The 18021-nt window shown below is 65.1% G+C and carries 12 protein-coding genes; 5 read left to right on the top strand and 7 right to left on the bottom strand.

Annotated features, from left to right (window positions below; translation table 11 throughout):
* Positions 1 to 54 precede the first annotated feature (54 nt).
* From AC1Q6P_RS16765 to AC1Q6P_RS16750, 4 genes are all read right to left on the bottom strand, one after another.
* Positions 55 to 1011 (bottom strand): DUF3667 domain-containing protein, encoded by a 957-nt coding sequence (locus AC1Q6P_RS16765; RefSeq protein WP_492664025.1) that lies wholly within the window; start codon positions 1009 to 1011, stop codon positions 55 to 57.
* Positions 1012 to 1018: 7 nt separating this feature from the next.
* Positions 1019 to 2725, bottom strand: coding sequence for an ABC transporter ATP-binding protein (locus tag AC1Q6P_RS16760; protein ID WP_492664024.1), 1707 nt, complete (start codon positions 2723 to 2725; stop codon positions 1019 to 1021).
* A 123-nt stretch (positions 2726 to 2848) separates the two neighbouring features.
* Positions 2849 to 3901 carry an ABC transporter permease gene (locus tag AC1Q6P_RS16755; RefSeq protein WP_102768662.1) on the bottom strand — a complete coding sequence of 351 codons (1053 nt, stop codon included), beginning with the start codon at positions 3899 to 3901 and terminating at the stop codon, positions 2849 to 2851.
* Between the two features lie 8 nt (positions 3902 to 3909).
* The gene (locus tag AC1Q6P_RS16750) at positions 3910 to 4848 is read right to left on the bottom strand and encodes an ABC transporter permease (protein ID WP_102768663.1); all 939 of its coding nucleotides are present in this window, start codon (positions 4846 to 4848) and stop codon (positions 3910 to 3912) included.
* A gap of 404 nt (positions 4849 to 5252) precedes the next feature.
* Here AC1Q6P_RS16750 and AC1Q6P_RS16745 point away from each other — a divergent pair, with 404 nt between their 5' ends.
* The 5 genes from AC1Q6P_RS16745 (at position 5253) to AC1Q6P_RS16725 (ending at position 14875) form a co-directional block, all read left to right on the top strand.
* Entirely contained in the window at positions 5253 to 7142 is a 1890-nt protein-coding gene (locus AC1Q6P_RS16745; protein ID WP_492664023.1) for an ABC transporter substrate-binding protein, read from the top strand.
* A gap of 330 nt (positions 7143 to 7472) precedes the next feature.
* The gene (locus AC1Q6P_RS16740; protein ID WP_492664022.1) at positions 7473 to 9308 is read left to right on the top strand and encodes an ABC transporter substrate-binding protein; all 1836 of its coding nucleotides are present in this window, start codon (positions 7473 to 7475) and stop codon (positions 9306 to 9308) included.
* A gap of 16 nt (positions 9309 to 9324) precedes the next feature.
* On the top strand, positions 9325 to 11208 hold the full coding sequence (locus AC1Q6P_RS16735; protein ID WP_492703261.1) for an ABC transporter substrate-binding protein: 1884 nt from the start codon (positions 9325 to 9327) through the stop codon (positions 11206 to 11208).
* A 4-nt stretch (positions 11209 to 11212) separates the two neighbouring features.
* Positions 11213 to 13054, top strand: coding sequence for an ABC transporter substrate-binding protein (locus AC1Q6P_RS16730; RefSeq protein WP_492664020.1), 1842 nt, complete (start codon positions 11213 to 11215; stop codon positions 13052 to 13054).
* A gap of 27 nt (positions 13055 to 13081) precedes the next feature.
* Positions 13082 to 14875 (top strand): ABC transporter substrate-binding protein, encoded by a 1794-nt coding sequence (locus AC1Q6P_RS16725; RefSeq protein WP_492664019.1) that lies wholly within the window; start codon positions 13082 to 13084, stop codon positions 14873 to 14875.
* Positions 14876 to 14891: 16 nt separating this feature from the next.
* Here the strand turns inward: AC1Q6P_RS16725 and AC1Q6P_RS16720 are convergent, their stop codons facing one another.
* The 3 genes from AC1Q6P_RS16720 to AC1Q6P_RS16710 form a co-directional block, all read right to left on the bottom strand.
* Complete coding sequence (locus tag AC1Q6P_RS16720) at positions 14892 to 16034, bottom strand: hypothetical protein (RefSeq protein ID WP_492664018.1); 1143 nt, start codon at positions 16032 to 16034, stop codon at positions 14892 to 14894.
* A gap of 143 nt (positions 16035 to 16177) precedes the next feature.
* On the bottom strand, positions 16178 to 16645 hold the full coding sequence (locus AC1Q6P_RS16715) for a pilin (RefSeq protein ID WP_492664017.1): 468 nt from the start codon (positions 16643 to 16645) through the stop codon (positions 16178 to 16180).
* A gap of 360 nt (positions 16646 to 17005) precedes the next feature.
* A complete protein-coding gene (locus AC1Q6P_RS16710) occupies positions 17006 to 17782 on the bottom strand; it encodes an MBL fold metallo-hydrolase (RefSeq protein WP_492664016.1) in 777 nt (258 codons plus the stop codon).
* Between the last annotated feature and the right edge of the window lie 239 nt (positions 17783 to 18021).

The raw sequence follows: 18021 nt of genomic DNA, 5'->3' as shown, positions 1-18021 counted from the left end.
CATGACATCAAACACGGACAGCGACTGGTCCGTGCTGCGTCGAGCGTCGCAGGCTCACGCCGCCGTGAGCATGGAGCCGTACAACATCAAGACGAGCGCGCCGATCAGGCAGGTGGTGTAGCCCAGGCCCACGAAAGCACTGCGCAAGGCGCGCGACCAGAATGCGCCACCGTAAACCCGGCGCTCGGCCTGCACACCGTGCCACGCCAGCGGCAGCAGCACCAGGAGCGAACCACCGCCACTGGGCATCAGCAAGGCCAGGGGCACCAGCAAGAAAACAATGCAGTGCACATGGGTGGCATAGACCAGATGGGCGATATAGCGCTGCGGCCGTCCTGGCATGGGCACCCGATAGTGGCGATGCGCCAGCTGCAAGAGGGCGGCATACAGCGGCAGCATGGCCACCAGGGCGTAGGAGCCATAACGCAGCAGGCCATCGCTCAACGCGCGGGCACGCTGGGCCTGGGGCAGGGTGCGGAAATGCGCCAGCCGCTGCAGCGCCCGCGCCTGGACCGGATGGTCCGCGTGACGCAGCAGCCAGGCCTGGAGGTGATCGACCAGGCTGAGGGTCCAATCGTGCGTCCCGGGGCTGCCGGCGGCCTGGGGCTGGGTCTGCGGCGCCGAGCGGGCCGCAGGGCTCTGGAGCAAGACCGGCTCCGAGCCGAACTTCAGGGCCGCGAACATCAGCACCGAAAGCGCGAAAAACAATCGGCCCGGGCGCACATAGTGTTTGCGCCGGCCGTTCAAGTACTCGACCGTCAGCTGGCCCGGGCGAAACACCAGCAGGAACAAGCTGCGCCAGAGCCGGCCATCGACGGCCAGCAGACGGCCGGTGGCTTCGCCGACAAACTCCCGCAGCGTGGGCAGCTCGACCCGGGTCTCCTGGCCGCATTGGGCGCAAAAAAGCCCGCTGACCTCGGCGCCGCAGTTGCGGCAGCGGGTGAGCGGGCGGGCATCGCTGGCGGCCGCCCCCGGGCCGGCCTCGGCCGAAGGGGCGGTGCCGGGCTGCATCGCCTCCTCAGGCGGCGGCAGCGGCCGAGACCGGGGCCTCGCCCTGGTAGCCGCGCGGCACCGCGCCGAGCAGGCGGCGGGTGTACTCCTGTTGCGGCGCATCGAGCAGGGCCTGGGTCTCGTTCTGCTCGACCACATCGCCGTTCTGCATCACCAGCACCTCGTCGGAGATGAACTTCACCACCGCCAGATCATGGCTGATGAAGACATAGCTGAGGCCGAACTCGTCCTGCAGGTCCTTGAGCAGATTGAGCACCTGGGCCTGCACCGACACGTCCAACGCCGACACGGCTTCGTCCAGCACCAAGACCTCGGGGTTGAGGGTCAGGCAGCGGGCGATGGCGATGCGCTGACGCTGGCCGCCCGAGAACTCGTGAGGGTATTTGTTCAGCACCGAGTCGTCCAGGCCCACCTTCTTAAGCAGGGCGCTGGCGCGGGCCAGGCGCTCCTCATGGTCCTTGCCGATCTTGTGGATCTCCATCGGTTCGACCAGGGTCTGGCCAATGGTGAAGCGCGGGTTCAGCGAGGCATACGGGTTTTGGAACACCACCTGGATGCGGCGGCGCATCTTCTGCCAGTCGTTGCCGCTCATCTTGAGCAGATCCTTGCCCTCGAACAGCACCTCGCCGCCGGTGGGCTCGTGCAAGCGCAGCAGGGTCAGGCCCATGGTGGTCTTGCCGGAGCCGGACTCGCCCACCACGCCCAGGGTGTAGCCCTTGCGCAGCTTGAAGCTGACCTGCTTGACGGCCTTGAACTCCTTCTTGCTGAACAGACCGGCCTTGAAATAAAAGCTCTTCTGCAGGCCGCGCGCTTCCAGGATGACCGGGGCGTTCGGGTCCTTGGCCTTGCCCACGGCCTGGGCGCGGACCTCGCCTTTTTGCGCGGCGATGTGGTCGTCGATGACCATCAGGCGCGCCGGGTTCTCGCTCAGCGAGGGGCGGCAGGCCAGCAAGGCCTTGGTGTAGCTGTCTTGCGGAGCGTTGAAGATCTCGGCCACCGAGGCCTTCTCGCGGATCTCGCCGTGGCGCATCACCACCACCTGGTCGGAGATCTCGCCCACCACGCCCAGATCGTGCGAGATGAACAAGAGGCTCATCTTGTGCGTCTCTTTGAGCTTGGCCATCAGCTCCATAACCTGGCGCTGGATGGTCACGTCGAGCGCCGTGGTCGGCTCGTCGGCGATCAAGAGCTTGGGGCTGCAGGCCAGGGCCACGGCAATCATCACGCGCTGCTGCTGGCCGCCGGACATCTCGTGCGGATAGGCCTTGAGGCGGCGCTTGGGCTCGGGGATGCCCACTTCGTTGAGCAGCTCTTCGGCGCGCGCCAGAGCCTGCTTCTTGCTCATGCCCATGTGCTTGATCAGGGGCTCCATGATCTGGTCGGCCACGGTGAAGACCGGGTTCAGCGAGGTCATGGGGTCCTGGAACACGCAGGCGATGTCGCGGCCGCGGATGGCTTGCAGCTCGGGCAGCGAGGTCTGCAGCAGGTCACGGCCCTGGAACAGGATCTTGCCCTGGCGCTCGGCATTGCTGGGCAGCAAGTTGAGGATGGACATGGCCGTCACCGACTTGCCCGAGCCCGACTCACCCACCAGGGCGACGGTCGAGTTCTCGGGAATGTCGAAGCTGATGCCCTTGACGGCCAGCGCGCGTTGCATCTGGCCGTTCACCTTGCCCATGCGGAAGGCGACCTTGAGGTCTTGAATTGAAAGCATGTGTGCCCCTCGTTCAGCGAGTACGCTGACCGGTCCCCCGAGGGGACGCCAGCCAGCAGGCTGGCATGACGGGCCGGCTTGGGGCGGCCCGGCGCTCGGCCCGGATAGTCAACAACGGTCCCATCACTCGAGACCTCTCAATTTCGGATCCAGCGCATCGCGCAAGGCGTCGGTGAACAGCGCGAAGGCCGTCACGAACACCGCCATCAGGGCGGTCACCGCCGCCAGCTGCCACCAGTAGCCGAGGATCAGCTCGCTCTGCGATTCGCTCAGCATGGTGCCCCAGGAGACCTGGTCCACGCCCACACCCAGGCCCAGATAGGACAGGATGACCTCGCTCTTGATGAAGCTCACCACATGCAGGCTCAGCTGCACCAGGGCCACATGCGAGACATTGGGCAGGATGTGCTTGAACATGCGCGAGTAGCGCGAGGCGCCGATGGCCTCGGCCGAGCGCACGTACTCGCGCACCGAGTGCTTCATGAACTCGGCACGGATCAGGCGGTAGATGCCGGGCCAGCCGGCCAGGCCCAGAATCATCACCACCGACATCACGCCCTTGCCGAAGATCACGGCGAAGGCAAAGATCAGCAGGATGCTGGGGATGGCGGTGAAGACGTTGTAGAGCCACTCGAGAAAGTCGCCGATCTTGCCGCCGAAGAAGCCCGAGATCGCGCCCAGCACCGTGCCGATGATGGTGGCCACCACGGCCGCCAGCACGCCCACCAGGATGGACACTTCCGCGCCCTTGATCACCTTGGCCAGCACATCGCGGCCCAGGCGGTCGCCGCCCAGGGGCAGGGTCTCGGCCTTGACCACCTCTTCGGTCTTGAACTGGCTGGCGCGCTCTTCCCATTCCTTGTACTTGGGCGCCAGGGGGTCGATGTCGCTGAGGTCGACATTGGGGCCCTTGGGCTGGGCGATCACGCCTGTGGCCTCGGCCGGGGCCGGGCCCATGAAGGTCGGCGGCGCATTGGGCACGCCCACTTCCTTCTGCCAGTTCTTGGCCAGCAGGCCGCTGGCCGAGGCGATCACCATCAAGAGGAAGACCGCGACGATGGCCATGGAGACCATGCCCACCTTGTCAGCCTTCAGGCGGCGCCAGGAAGCGGCCCACACGCCTTCAGATTTCTGCGCCTTGTTGTTGCCGGATGCGGCGGGGGTCGGAGAAGACATCACTGCACTCATTTCAGCACCACGCGCGGGTCGACCAGCTTGTACAGTACGTCGGTGATCAGGTTCACCACCATGGTCAGGAAGGCGATGTAGATGGCAAAGGCCTGGATGACCGGGTAGTCGCTGCGGTTCACAGCCAGCAGGATCTCGCGGCCCAGCCCCGGGATGGAGAAGAACACCTCGAGCAGGAAGCTGCCGACGAACACGCCCGGCAGGGCCACCGAGATATTGGTCATGATGGGGATCATGGCGTTGCGCAGCACATGCTTGAGCAGGATGGTGCGCTCGGTCATGCCTTTGGCGCGCGCGGTGCGCACATAGTCATGGCCGATCTCGTCGAGGAAGAAGGTGCGATAGAGGCGGGTGTAGGGCGCAATCGCCACCGCCACGGCCACCATGATGGGCAGGGGCGCGTAGGTGGTGAGGTTGGTCCAGACGCTGTCGGTCCAGCCCTGCACCGGGAACCAGCCCAGGCGGAAGGCGAACACATACTGGCCCACGATCACGTAGACCAGCAGCGAGATCGACACCGCCACCGTGCTCAGGATCATGACCGTGCGGTCGGTCAGGCTGCCGCGCACGGCGGCCACGGCCAGGGCGAAGGGAATGGCCAGCGAGACTTCCAGGATCAGGATGGGCAGCATCACCGTCAGCGTGGCCGGCAGGCGGCTGCTGAACAGATTCGCGACCGATTCATTGGTCGCCCAGCTCTTGCCCCAGTCGAAGGTGACGATCTGCTTGATGAAGATCCAGAGCTGCTCCCAGACCGGCTTGTTCAGGCCCAGCTGTTCGCGGATCGCGTCGATCTGCTCGGGGCTGGCGTTGAGGCCACCCATGATTTCAGCGGGATCGCCGCCAAAGTACTTGAAGAGAAAGAACACCAGCAGCACGACGCCGAGCAGAGTCGGAATCATTTGCCACAAGCGCCTGAGCAGGTATGCCGCCATTGCTGTCGGGCTCCAGTTAACGCGTCGTCGGTTGGACAAAAGAAACCCCGCACGCGGGTGGCGGACGGGGTTTGCGGGAAAAGTTGCGCGAGTCTAAGCGAAGCCAGGGCCGGTTTTCACGGCATTTGCCCTGAGCGCCCCATGGATTGGGGCTTTTGCGGGTCAGCCGTCTCAGGGCGCGCGCGCACAGCGCCCGCGGGAGCTGGGCGAAAATTGCAGCAACTGATGCACGATCTGCATGACCCCGCTGTGACGCCGGATCGCCCACAGGCCCTAGACTCCGCAACTTTGCGCGCGCCCTCGTCTGTCACCCTGCCCGATCCCGGCATGCGACGCGCCCGACGATGCCCCCTGGGCGCTCTGGGTGATCCCCTGGCGCCCCGAGACCTTTACTGAGCATGACCATGAGCCACCTGCCACGCCCGACCTTCTCGCCCCTGGCCCGCCCCGCCGCCGTCCGTCGCGCCCTGATCGGCCTGAGCCTGGCCATGGCCGGTGCCACCGGCCTGCCCGTCTGGGCCGCCCCAGATGCCGGCGCCGCCGAGGGCAATGCCGCAGCCGCCCCCAAGGTGCTGCGCTATGCCTTCCGGGTTGCCGAGACCGGCTTCGATCCGGCGCAGATCAGCGACACTTATTCCAAGACCGTGGCCGCCGGCATCTTCGATGCGCCCCTGAAGTTCGAGTACCTGGCCAAACCGGCCAAGCTGGTGCCCAACACCGTGGTGGCCATGCCCGAGATCTCGGCCGACTTCAAGACCCTGACTTTTGAAGTGAAGCCCGGCATCTACTTCAACGATGACCCGGCCTTCAAGGGAGCCAAGCGCGAGCTGACCGCGGCCGACTACATCTACTCCATCAAGCGCCACTACGACCCGCAGTGGAAGAGCCCCAACCTCTACCTGCTGGAGAACGTCAAGATCCTCGGCCTCTCGGAGCTGCGCAAGGAGCTGATGGCGGCCAAGAAGCCTTTTGACTACGAGCGCCCGGTCGAAGGCCTGCAGCAGCTCAGCCGCTACAAATTCCAGATCAAGCTGGGCGTGGGCGACCCGCGCTTCATCAACCAGTTCGCTGACAGCGGCTTCCTCGGCGCCGTGGCGCGCGAGGTGGTCGAGGCCTATGCAGACAAGATCATGGAGCACCCGGTGGGCACAGGCGCCTGGCGCCTGGCCGAGTGGCGCCGCAGCTCGCGCATCGTGCTCGAGAAGAACCCCAACTACCGCGAAGAGTTCTACCAGGAGCAGCCGCCGGCCGACAAGCCCGAGCTGGCCGCGCAAGTGCGTGCCTTGCAGGGCCGACGCCTGCCCATGATCGACCGGGTGGAGATCGCCATCATCGAAGAGACGCAGCCGCGCTGGTTGTCCTTCCTCGGCAACGAGGCCGAGATCCTGCCCGAGCTGCCCTTCGAGTTCGCCGGCATCGCCATCCCCAACAACAAGCTCGCACCCAGCCTGGCCAAGCGGGGCGTGCAGATGACACGCTTCGTCTACCCCGAGATCGCGTTCTCCTACTTCAATATGGAAGACGCGACCGTGGGCGGCTACACGCCCGAGAAGATCGCGCTGCGCCGCGCCATCTCCCTGGGCATGGATGTCAACAAGCAGATCCGCATCGCCCGCCGCGGCCAGGGCATTCCGGCCCAGGGCCCGTCCATCCCCGGCGTGTTCGGCCATGACCCGAACTTCAAGTCGGAGATGAGCGAGTACAACCTGGCCAAGGCCAAGGCCTTGCTCGACCTCTACGGCTACATCGACAAGGACGGCGACGGCTGGCGCGACATGCCCGACGGCTCGCCCCTGCGCATCGAATACGCCACCCAGCCCAACACCGACAGCCGCCAGCTGGTCGAGCTCTGGAACAAGGGCATGGACGCGCTGCACATCAAGATGACGTTCAAGACCGCCAAATGGCCGGAGAACCTCAAATCCGCCAATGCAGGCAAGCTGCAGATGTGGGGCGTCAGCTGGGTCGCCTCGACCCCGGACAACGACACCTTCCTGGCGCTCGGCGACGGCCGCGCCAAGGGCAAGGCCAACAAGGCCCGCTTCGATCTGCCAGCCTTCAACGAGCTCTACCAGAAGCAGAAGGCCCTGCCGGACGGCCCCGAGCGCCAGGCCGTGATGCGCGAGGCCCAGCGCCTGCTGATCGCCTACATGCCCTACAAGATGGACATCCACCGCATCTTCACCGACCTGGCCCAACCCTGGGTGATCGGCTACGAACGCAATGTCTTCGTCCGCACCTTCTGGAACTATGTGGACATCGATCTGGATCGTTTCCAGCGCGAGAACAAGTAAGCCAGGGAATGCGCCCGGGACCGAGGCCCGGCCCGCCGCCTTGGGGTTCGACTGCATGGTCGCCCCCAGCTATTGGCACTAGACTCCCGCCCAGACCAGGACGATGAAGCAACTTGCTGTTTCGCTTCATCGTTCACCCCACCGAACGCGCCGCAGCCACAAGCTTGCCGGCGCGTTTGTTTGCCGAAGACGCGTTCGCATCGCGCCGCGCTGGGTGACATATGCGGGATTCTGGGCACACCGGTTGAGACCGGCCAGCCCCGAGACCCGCGCGTCGCCGCAGGCGGTCGATTCCAAGAGACGACACCGGCGAGGACTGAGGAGACGCGAATGTTGTGGAAACGCCTGCCCGCGAGTACGCGGCGGCTTGTGCAGGCCCTGACCGCCGGCCTGCTCGGATGCAGTGCCGCACTGGCCGCGCCCGAGACGGGACCGGCCCATGTGCTGCGCATGGCCTTCCCGATCGCCGAGACCAGCCTGGACCCGGCCCAGATCAACGACGAGTACTCCAGCGAGATCGTCTCCAACATCTTCGAGTCGCCCCTGGTCTACGACTACCTGGCCCGGCCGGTTCAACTCAAGCCGCTGACGGCCGCCGCCCTGCCCGAGGTCAGCGCCGATTTCAAGCAGTTCACCCTGCGCATCAAGCCCGGCATCCATTTCGCGGCCGACCCGGCTTTCAAAGGCCTGAAACCGGGTGAAAAGCGCGAACTGGTGGCGGCCGACTATGCCTATGCCCTGAAGCGCCATTTCGACCCACGCCTGCGCAGCCCGCATTTCGCCAACCTGGAAAGCGAGCAAATCCTGGGTCTGGCGGCCCTGCGCGAGCGCAGCGTCAAGAGCGGCAAGCCCTTCGACTACGACGCCCCGGTCGAGGGCCTGCAAACACCAGACCGCTACACCCTGGTCATCAAGCTGGGCCGGCCCAGCCCGCGCTTCGCCCACCGCCTGGCCCAGCCCATGAGCCTGGCCCTGGCGCGCGAGGTGGTGGAAGCCTACGGCGACAACATCGGCGAGCACCCGGTGGGCACCGGGCCCTTTGTGCTCAAGGACTGGCGGCGCGCCTCGCGCCTGGTGCTGGAGCGCAACCCGGGCTTCCGCGAGGCCTATTTCGACGAGAACCCGGCGCCCGATGACGCCGCCGCCCAGGCCGTGGCGCGTGAGCTCAAGGGCCGGCGCCTGCCCCTGGTGGACCGGGTCGAGCTGTCCATCGTCACCGAGAACCAGCCGCGCTGGCTGGCCTACCTGGGGGGCGATTTCGACTTCCTGGTCGTGCCGAATGAGTACGCAGCCTTGGCCGCTCCGGGAGGCCAACTGGCCCCGCACCTGGCCAAGCGGGGCATGCGCCTGCACCGCAATCTGCTCTCCGACGTGATCTTCAGTTACTTCAATATGGAGGATCCGGTCGTGGGCGGCTACACGCCGGAGAAAGTGGCGCTGCGCCGCGCCATCGGCCTGGGCTACGACAACGAAGAGGAAATCCGCTCGGTGCGGCGCGGCCAGGCGATTCCGGCGCAGAGCATCGTCACGCCCAACACCTTCGGCTACCAGGCGCAGTTCAAGACCGAGATGAGCGAGTACAAGCTGGCCAAGGCCCGGGCCCTGCTCGATCTCTACGGCTACACCGACAAGGACGGCGACGGCTGGCGCGACCTGCCCGACGGCAGCCCGCTGCGCCTGGAGTACCACACCCAGCCCGACAGCAACTCGCGCGCATTCAACGAGCTCTGGCGCAAGCACATGGCCGCGCTGCAGATTCAGATCGAGTTCAAGGTCGCCAACTGGCCAGACCATATGAAAGCCGCCCGGGCCGGCCGCCTCATGATCTGGATGTTGAGCTGGACGGCCGATATGCCGGACGCCGACTCCCTGCTGGCCACCGCCTACGGCCCAGCCAAGGGCGAAGACAACCTCAGCCGCTTCAGCCTGCCCGAGTACGACCGCCTGGTGCAGCGCAGCCAGAGCATGGCCGACGGCCCGGAGCGCCAGGCGGTCATCCAGGAAGCCGAGCGCCTGCTGACCGCCTACATGCCGATGAAGGCCCATGTACACCGCATCCGCCTTCGCCTGGCCCAGCCCTGGCTGAAGGGCTATCTGCCCCATCCTTTCCTGCAAGGCTTCTGGCGCTTCCTGGACAGCCAGCCGCCGGCCGGCAAGAAGTCCTGAAACGGTGGTGGGCACCGTGAATCGCCTCTCGACGCGGCGGCAGGCCCTGGCCGCTGTAGCTGGGCGTTGGGCCGCGCGGCTGCTCGGCGCCAGCTTGCTTCTGGCTGCGGCCGGGCAGTTGCGGGCTGCAACAGACGCGCCGAGCGAGGAGCCGCCTCGTGTGTTGCGCTACGCCTTCCGCATCGCCGAGACCGGCTTCGATCCGGCCAAGGTGCAGGACATCTATTCGCGCACCATCACCCAGCACATCTTCGAGTCGCTCTTCACCTACGACCATCTGGCTCGCCCGGTACGGCTCAAGCCGCTGACGGCGGCGGCGCTGCCCGAAGTCAGTGCGGACTTCAAGACCTGGACCATTCGCCTGCAGCCCGGCATCTACTTCGCCGACGACCCGGCCTTCAAAGGCCAGCGCCGTGAGCTGGTGGCGGCCGACTATGTCTACAGCTTCAAGCGCTTTGCCGACCCGCAGACCAACAGCCCCGCCTGGGACACGCTGGAAGAAAACCATGTGCTGGGTCTGAACGAGTACCGCGCCGAGCTGGAGCGCAGCAAGAAACCTTTCGATTACGAACGCCCGATCGAGGGCCTGCGCGCCCTGGACCGCTACACCTTGCAGATCCGCCTGGCGCGTTCGCGCCCGCGCTTCGACCAGACCCTGGCCGATGGCAGCCTGTTCGGCGCGGTGGCGCGCGAGGTGATCGAGGCCTACCCGGATCGCAGCATGGAGCACCCGGTCGGCACCGGGCCCTTCCGCCTGGCGGCCTGGCGGCGCAGCTCCCTGATCGTGCTGGAGCGCAACCCCGCTTACCGGGAGCGTTACTACGACGCCCAGCCGCGCATCGATGACAGCGAGGGTCAGGCCTTGCTCAATCGCTTCAAGGGCCGGCGCATCCCCATGATCGACCGGGTGGAGATTTCCATCATCGAGGAGAACCAGCCGCGCTGGCTGTCCTTCCTGAACGGCCAGTTCGATCTGATCGACCGCGTGCCCGAGGACTTCATCAACCAGGCCATGCCGGGCGGCCGCCTGGCGCCAGGCTTGGCCAAACGCGGCATCCAGGGCTACCAGGTGCTGACGGCCGATGTGCTGTTCACCGTTTTCAACCACGAAGACCCGGTGATCGGCGGCAACCAACCCGAACGCATCGCCCTGCGCCGCGCCATGGCCCTGGGTACCGATTCCGAGCGCGAAATCCGCGTGGTGCGGCGCGGCCAGGCGATTGCCGCGCAATCGCTGCTGATGCCCCACACCACCGGCTACGACCCGCGTTTCAAGAGCGAGGGCGGCGACCACGACCCGGCGCGCGCCCGCGCGCTGCTGGACCTGTACGGCTACCGCGACCGCGACGGCGACGGCTTCCGCGAGCAGCCCGATGGCAGCCCGCTGCAGCTGGTCAGCCTGAGCACGCCGGAGAGCTTCCAGCGCCAGATCGACGAGATCTGGCAGAAGGCCATGGCGCAGATCGGCATCCGCGTCGAGTTCAAGACCGGCAAATGGCCGGAGAACCTCAAGGCCATGCGGGCCGGTCGCTTCCAGATCTGGTCGCTGGCCATGTCGGCCGCTTCGCCGGACGGTCAGGATTCATTGGGCCTGTACTACAGCCCCCGCATCGGCGGCAGCAACTACGCTCGCTTCCGCCTGCCCGAGATGGACCGTCTGTACGAGAAGGCCAACAGCCTGCCCGACGGCCCCGAGCGCAGCGCGGTGTTCGCAGAGGCGAAACGCGTGGCGACAGCCTATGCCCCCTACCGCGCGCGCGGCCACCGCCTGCTGACCGACCTGGCTCAGCCGCAGCTGATCGGCTATCGCCGCCCACCGTTCTGGCTGAACTGGTGGGAGTATGTGGACATCGATCCTTCGGCCGCAGAACGTCGCCCCCTTTCGACCCCGAGCCCTTGACGCCATGACCCCGATTCAGAAGTTCCTGCGTGCCGCTGGCAGCCTGCTGTGCCTCGGTTTCTTGCACATCAGCGCCATGAGTGCGGCTGCGACAGCCGCTCCCGAGGACCCGGCGGGGCGCAAGGTCTTTCGCTACGCCTTCCTGGTGGCCGAAACCGGTTTTGACCCGGCGCAGATCAGCGACACCTATTCGATGACGGTGACGCCACACATTTTTGAGGCGCTCTACAGCTACGACTACCTGGCCCGCCCGGTCAAGGTGAAGCCGCTGACGGCGGCCGCCATGCCCGAGGTGTCGGCCGACTTCAAGACCTGGACGATCAAGATCCAGCCCGGCATCTACTTCACCGAACACCCCGCCTTCAAGGGCCAGAAGCGGGAGCTGGTGGCCGCCGACTACGTCTACAGCTTCAAGCGCTTTGCCGACCCGGCGCTGAAGAGCCCGATGTGGAACACCGTGGACGAGTGGGGCGTCAGCGGCCTGGCCGCCCTGCGCCTGAGCGCTCTCAATGGCAAGCGGGCCTTCGATGCCAAGCTGCCGATCGAGGGCCTGCGGGCGTTGGACCGCTACACCTTGCAGATCAAGCTGGACCAGCCGCGCCCGCGCCTGCTGGAGCAGCTGGCGCGAAGCGACCTGTTCGGTGCAGTGGCCTGGGAAGTGGCCGAGATGTATGGCCGCGACACCATGGAGCACCCGGTGGGCACCGGCCCTTTTGTGCTGAAGGAATGGCGGCGCAGCTCCCGCATGGTGTTCGAGAAGAATCCCGGCTACCGCGAACGCTTTTACGACGCCGAACCGAATGCCGATGACGCCGAGGGCCAGGCCCTGGCCGCGCGCTTCAAGGGCCGGCGCATTCCCATGATCGACCGGGTGGAGATCGCCATCATCGAGGAGAGCCAGCCGCGCTGGTTGTCCTTCTTGAACCGCGAGCATGATTTCCTGGAGCGGCTGCCACCGGATTTTGTCAACGTGGCCATTCCCCATGGCAAGCTGGCCCCCAACCTGGCCAAGCAGGGCATGCAGCTGAGCCGCGTGCTGGCGGCCGACAGCGCCTTCACCTTCTTCAATATGGAAGACCCCACGGTGGGCGGCTACAGCGCCGAGAAGGTGGCGCTGCGGCGCGCACTCTCGCTGGCCATCGATGTGGAGGGCGAGATCCGCCGCGTGCGCCGGGGCCAGGCCATCATCGCCCAATCCCTGATGCTGCCGCACACCAGCGGCTACTCGGCCAGCTACAAGAGCAGCATGGGCGACTACAGCCCGGCGCGGGCCAACGCCCTGCTGGATCTGTACGGCTATGTCGACCGCGATGGCGATGGCTGGCGCGACATGCCCGACGGCAGCCCGCTGGTGATCGAGGTGGCCAACCAGCCCGATGCCTTGTCGCGCCAGTATGACGAGCTCTGGCAGCGCAACCTCAATGCCGTGCGCATCAAGGCCCGCTTCATGCATGGCAAATGGCCCGAGCAGCTGAAGATGGCGCGGGCCGGCAAGCTCATGCTCTGGTACCTGGGCACCGTGGCAGCCGCCCCCGATGGCCTGCCCGCGCTGCAGCGGCTTTACGGGCCCCAGTCCGGCAACCAGAACCTGGCGCGCTTCAAACATGCGGAATTCGATGCCATCTACGATCGCCTGCAGCTGATGCCCGACGGTCCGGAACGTGAAGCCTTGTTCCTGCAGGCCAAGCGCATCCAGGCGGCCCTGATGCCCATGAAGACCCATGTCCACCGTCTGGTGTCCGACATCTCGCAGCCCTGGCTGATCGGCTATCGCCGCCCCCTGTTCCGCTACGACTTCTGGCAGTACCTGGACATTGACACGGCGCGCCAGCCGGCCGCACGCTGAGGCAGCCGGAACCAGGGAGCGAGGACCATGCAAAGACGTGAGCTGATGGCCGCTGCCGGCCTGCTGGCGGCCAGCCCCTGGACCCAGGCCCTGCCCGACAGCGCGGCGAAACCCAAGCGCAAGGTTTTGCGCACTGCCTTCAACTCCGCCGAAGTGGGCTTTGACCCGCCCCAAGTTTCCGACCGCACCTCGGTCGCGGTGAACGCCCATATCTTTGAATCTCCACTGACCTACGACCTGCTGGCCCGGCCGGTGCAGCTGCGGCCGCAGACGGCGGCCGGCCTGCCCGAGGTGTCCGCCGATTTCAAGCGTTTTGTTTTCACCATCCGGCCCGGCATCTTCTTCGCCGACGACCCGGTGTTCCAGGGTCGGCGGCGTGAGCTGGTGGCGCAGGACTACGTCTACACCGTCAAACGCTTCTACGACCCGCGGCTCAAGACCGAACATCTCTACCAGTTCGAGAACGCCAAGATCCTGGGTTTGAGCGAGCTGCGCCAACACGCCATCGAGCGCAAGACCGCCTTCGACTACGACCGCGAAGTGACTGGCCTGCGGGCGCTGGACCGCTACCGCTTCGAGGTGCGCCTGGCCGAGCCGGACCCGCGCTTTGTGTACCTGTTTGCCAATGCCGGCTACACCGGCGCCGTGGCGCGCGAGGTGGTGGAGGCCTATGCCGAGGACCTTCTGGCGCATCCGGTAGGCACCGGCCCCTTCCGACTCAAGCACTGGCGGCGCAGCTCGCAGATCGTGCTGGAACGCAACCCCGGCTTCCGTGAGGAAATTTTCGAGCCCGGCGAGGTACCGCCCGATGCCCAGAGCCAGGCCATCGCCCAGGCGCTGAAAGGGCGGCGCCTGCCGCTCCTGGACGAGGTGCAGATCAGCATCATCGTGGAGACCCAGCCGCGCTGGCTGGCCTTCAACGGCGGCGAGCTCGACCTGCTGGAAATGCCCACCGAGGTGGCCCCTTTGGCCATGCCGGGCGGGCAGCTGGCACCCAATCTGCGCAAGCGCGGCGTGCAGGCCTTCACCAGCTATGGCGCCGACATCGGTTTCAGCTTCTTCAATATGGAAGACCCGGTGGTCGGGGGCCTGTCGCCGGAACGCGTGGCCCTGCGCCGCGCCATCGTGCTGGGCTATGACAACGAGGCCGAGATCCGCATCGTCTACAAGGGCCAGGCCGCGCCAGCGCAAACGATGCTGCCGCAAATGGCCTATGGCCACGACCCGGCCCTGCGCAGCGAGGCCGGGCGCCACGATATGGCGCGAGCGCGCGCCCTGCTGGATCTGTACGGCTACGACCAGCGCGATGCCGAAGGCTACCGCCTGCAACCGGACGGCAGCCGCCTGACCCTGCGCCGCGCCGGCACCGCGGGCAGTTCACGCCAGCGCATGATCGACGAGCTCTGGAAGAAGCAGATGGACGCGCTGGGCCTGCGCATCGAGTTCGAATCCGCCACTTTCGGTGAACTGATCAAGAAAGCGCTGGCCAAGCAGTTGATGATCTGGGGCTACATCTGGAGCGTGGGCGACCCTGACGGCGACTTCATCCTCGGCATGGGCTACGGCCCCAACGCCGGCCAAAGCAACGACGCCCAGTTCCGCCTGCCCGCCTACGACGCGCTCTACGCCCGCCAACGCCTGCTGGCCAACAGCCCGGAACGCTGGGCACTGCTCCAGCAACTCAACCGCCTTCTGCTCAGCTACATGCCCTATCAGCCCCACAACCATCCCTTGCGGGTGGATTTATGCCAGGCTGGGGTGAGGGGGTTTATCCGGCATCCATTCACGAGGGATGGGTGGAGGTTTGTGGATCTGAGCTGAGATGCCGCCGATGAAGTCAATGCCCGATTCCATGCCCGGGTGCATCGAACAAGAACTGCTTCACCTTCGGGTTGCCTTGCCGCCAAAGCACATTGTCGATCAGGTAGTGATGGACATTGATGAACAACCAGGCGCAAGCCGTTGCCAAGGCCGCAGCCTCGCCCCACAAGGGAAGCTCTCCCGTTCGCATGAAGTCCAATGCTCCAGGGATCATCCAAAAGCCCACGGCGCCAAGCACACAGGCCACCACAACGAATGTTTTCAGCGACGATGGTGTGCTGCTAGAAAACTGAGCTTCATTCAGCTTGTAACGGGAAACGACCGTCAGGTATTGCAAAGAGTGGAAAAAGGGCACCACCAGCAAGAAGGCGGGCTCCAGGCCAACAAACACTGTCCACACATAGATTGAAATCACGTAGGCCAGGACACCCGCCCAAGGACATTGTTGCCAGCTCAATCCCCGCGCATGCCACTCCTGAGTCGATCGAAACAGCGCCAGGCCGCACCAAACGGTTGTCACCGCAGCAACCATGCAAACGACCAAGGTGAGAGTCGGTGGGACATGGATGGCGATACCCGCCACACCAAACAAGCCCTTGGCCAAAGGGCTGTTGTTCGCAAGGGTCCAGGCCGCCGCCCAACAGGCATAGGCATTGATCAACAGAGCTTGCCTCACCGCCGGTTTGAAGTAGTTGCGTTTCAAAGCGGCATCCATCATCGCCATGCCGAAGCCTTGCTTGACGTAGTGCCAGCCGACCAGTGCGCCCATCAAGCTGACCATGACACCGAGCAGAGTGCCCTGGCCCAGAAGCCATTGCCAGGCGCCGACGGCCAAAGCCACGATCAAAGCGAAGGGGGCCCAAAAACCGGCAAATGCCCAGCGCCACTGCAGATCACTCGCTAAACCTTCACGACGCACATCTCGCCACGTGCCGTAGAACATCTGGTACGAGGCTGCAAAGTGTGGATGGTTGACGACATTGGCTAGGACAAGCATGGCGGAAGCGAGAACAGCCAGACTCTCTCCTCTTGGTGCAATCATCAAAAGAGCCGCAAGAACCAAAACCGAGCCCCCACCCAAGAGGAGCAAGTCAAGCCAGACACCCCATAAGCTGGAAGAGCCATATCGCATCAATTCACGGGGGGCATTTGCATCCATGATCGTCTTGCTGGTCTAGCGCGAACGTCGTTCACTGGCAAGTTCTCAAGTACTCGCAAGCGTTTTTCTCGAATCGTTCTGATCAAAAAACAGAAAAGGGGGCATTTGCCCCCTTTTCACCCACGCAAGTCAGTCGAACTCACTTACGGAGCCGGAGCCGGAGCCGGAGCCGCCACCGACTGCTTCTCGATAGTCGTCTTCGCAACACCGGTCGCAGTGGTTGTAATTGCCCAGGTAACGGCCGTAGTGCCCACGTTCGGAGCCCACTTGATCTTCTTGCCGTCCATTTCGGTGCCCAAACCGCTTGAGGCCAATGTCACTTCGATCTCACCGCCACTTACGGTGACCGAGGCCACTTCCTTCGTCGGACTGAACGAAGCGTTCGCCGGAATGCCGTTCGAGTTTGCCGAGCAGTTGGTTGCAGCACCCAACTCCTGGATGCAAAGTGCCACAGCCGTCTTCAACGCATCAACCGAAGTCAGTGCATTGCCGGCCTTGGCTTTGACCGTGTAGTCCTTGTACTGCGGAATCGCCACCGCCGCCAAAATGCCGATGATCGCCACGACGATCATCAGTTCGATCAGTGTGAAACCTTGTTGAACGCGCTTCATGATGGGTACTCCTACGGGGTTGAACGGGACAGGAAACGAATGAATGAAACAAAGAAGAGGGAACGCACCCCCTGAATGCAGGGGTCGTGCCAGCATGCTCAGAGCGACTTGGCGTGAAATTTGGCACGAACAGAGGGCCGGCGAGCGGTGCGACTGACAATTTTGGTCAGTTGAGCCCTGATGGCCGGTGACGCAAAAGGTGAGCTGACAATTTTTGTCAGGCCTGTGCTGACTGCCCGCAGTCGGTCAGAAGACGAGGTGCCAAAGCAAACGGCAACCCGGAGGTTGCCGTTTTTGGCTGAGGCTTGGCCAAGGAGTGGCGCCGAGATCACGTTCGGCGAACGCGGACTGGCACTCCACTCAATCCAGATCCATCACCATCCCAGCCACCAATGCCTCGATTCGGTGCCGGCTGGCCAGGGCGGCGATTTCTTCCATCACGGCCAGGCCTTCGCCGGGTTTGATGTGGGTGATCTGCACGGCCACGCTGCCGGCGAGTTGGGCCAGTTCCACGCCCAGTCGGGCGGGGCTGAGGTGGCGGCTGAGGTCGGCCAGGCTTTGCTCGTCGTTGCTGAAGGCGGTTTCGATCACCAGATGGCTGACCTGCAACTGGGCCAGGCGGGCCCAGAGCGCCGGATTGGGGCCGGTGTCGCCGGTGAAGACCCAATGGCCGCGCGGGCCGGCAATGGCAAAACCGCAGGCCGGCACGGTGTGAGCGGCACTCAGCACTTCGACGCGGCGGCCACCCAGCTCCAGCACCTCGCCCACTTCAAAAGCATGCAGGCTCAGCACCGGCCGCTCGGCGCTGGGCAGGCGGGTGAAATCGGGCCAGATCACGCCGTTGAAGATGTGTTGGCGCAGCGCCTGCAGGGTTTGCGGCAGGCCATGCACCTGGATCGGCGGCCGGCCCGCCTCGGCGCGCAGGCGCAGCACCGAATCGGCCAGCAGCGGGATGGACAGCACATGGTCCAGATGGGAATGGGTGACCAGGATGTGGTCGATGCGCGCCAGCTCGTCGAGCGCCAGGTCGCCCACGCCCGTGCCGGCGTCGATGAGCACATCGTCGTCGAGCAAGAAGGCGGTGGTCTTGAAGCCGGCTGCAATGGCACCCGAGCAGCCGAGGACGCGAATTTTCATGGGGGGCATCAGTGGGCGGGAAAGCCGTCTTGGCGCCGATCCCGGAGGAGAAAAAACCGGTGCCGTTGACAGGGCCCTCCAATGTACTGAGCCCCGGCATCGAAACAAGGGAGCATTACCGGCTTGCGACTGAGAAAGTGCTCCGGCCATTGCCGGGCAGCGCGGCGCCGTGATTTGCTGCACGGGACCGATAGGCCGGTCTGCGGCATCGAGGCGTGCCTGGGGCCGCTTGGCATACT

It is taken from the genome of Roseateles sp. GW835-FHT13E02, from assembly GCF_058794035.1.
Note: the sequence above shows the minus strand (reverse complement) of the source record. Positions and strands in the feature narration are given on the sequence as shown.

Excerpts from the sequence above, each read along its gene's own strand:
- AC1Q6P_RS16710 (WP_492664016.1), bottom strand. The coding sequence starts at position 17,782 with ATGAAAATTCGCGTCCTCGGCTGCTCGGGTGCCATTGCAGCCGGCTTC.
- AC1Q6P_RS16760 (WP_492664024.1), bottom strand. The coding sequence starts at position 2,725 with ATGCTTTCAATTCAAGACCTCAAGGTCGCCTTCCGCATGGGCAAGGTG.
- AC1Q6P_RS16725 (WP_492664019.1), top strand. The coding sequence starts at position 13,082 with ATGCAAAGACGTGAGCTGATGGCCGCTGCCGGCCTGCTGGCGGCCAGC.
- AC1Q6P_RS16715 (WP_492664017.1), bottom strand. The coding sequence starts at position 16,645 with ATGAAGCGCGTTCAACAAGGTTTCACACTGATCGAACTGATGATCGTC.
- AC1Q6P_RS16750 (WP_102768663.1), bottom strand. The coding sequence starts at position 4,848 with ATGGCGGCATACCTGCTCAGGCGCTTGTGGCAAATGATTCCGACTCTG.
- AC1Q6P_RS16720 (WP_492664018.1), bottom strand. The coding sequence starts at position 16,034 with ATGGATGCAAATGCCCCCCGTGAATTGATGCGATATGGCTCTTCCAGC.
- AC1Q6P_RS16765 (WP_492664025.1), bottom strand. The coding sequence starts at position 1,011 with ATGCAGCCCGGCACCGCCCCTTCGGCCGAGGCCGGCCCGGGGGCGGCC.
- AC1Q6P_RS16755 (WP_102768662.1), bottom strand. The coding sequence starts at position 3,901 with ATGTCTTCTCCGACCCCCGCCGCATCCGGCAACAACAAGGCGCAGAAA.
- AC1Q6P_RS16740 (WP_492664022.1), top strand. The coding sequence starts at position 7,473 with ATGTTGTGGAAACGCCTGCCCGCGAGTACGCGGCGGCTTGTGCAGGCC.
- AC1Q6P_RS16745 (WP_492664023.1), top strand. The coding sequence starts at position 5,253 with ATGAGCCACCTGCCACGCCCGACCTTCTCGCCCCTGGCCCGCCCCGCC.
- AC1Q6P_RS16730 (WP_492664020.1), top strand. The coding sequence starts at position 11,213 with ATGACCCCGATTCAGAAGTTCCTGCGTGCCGCTGGCAGCCTGCTGTGC.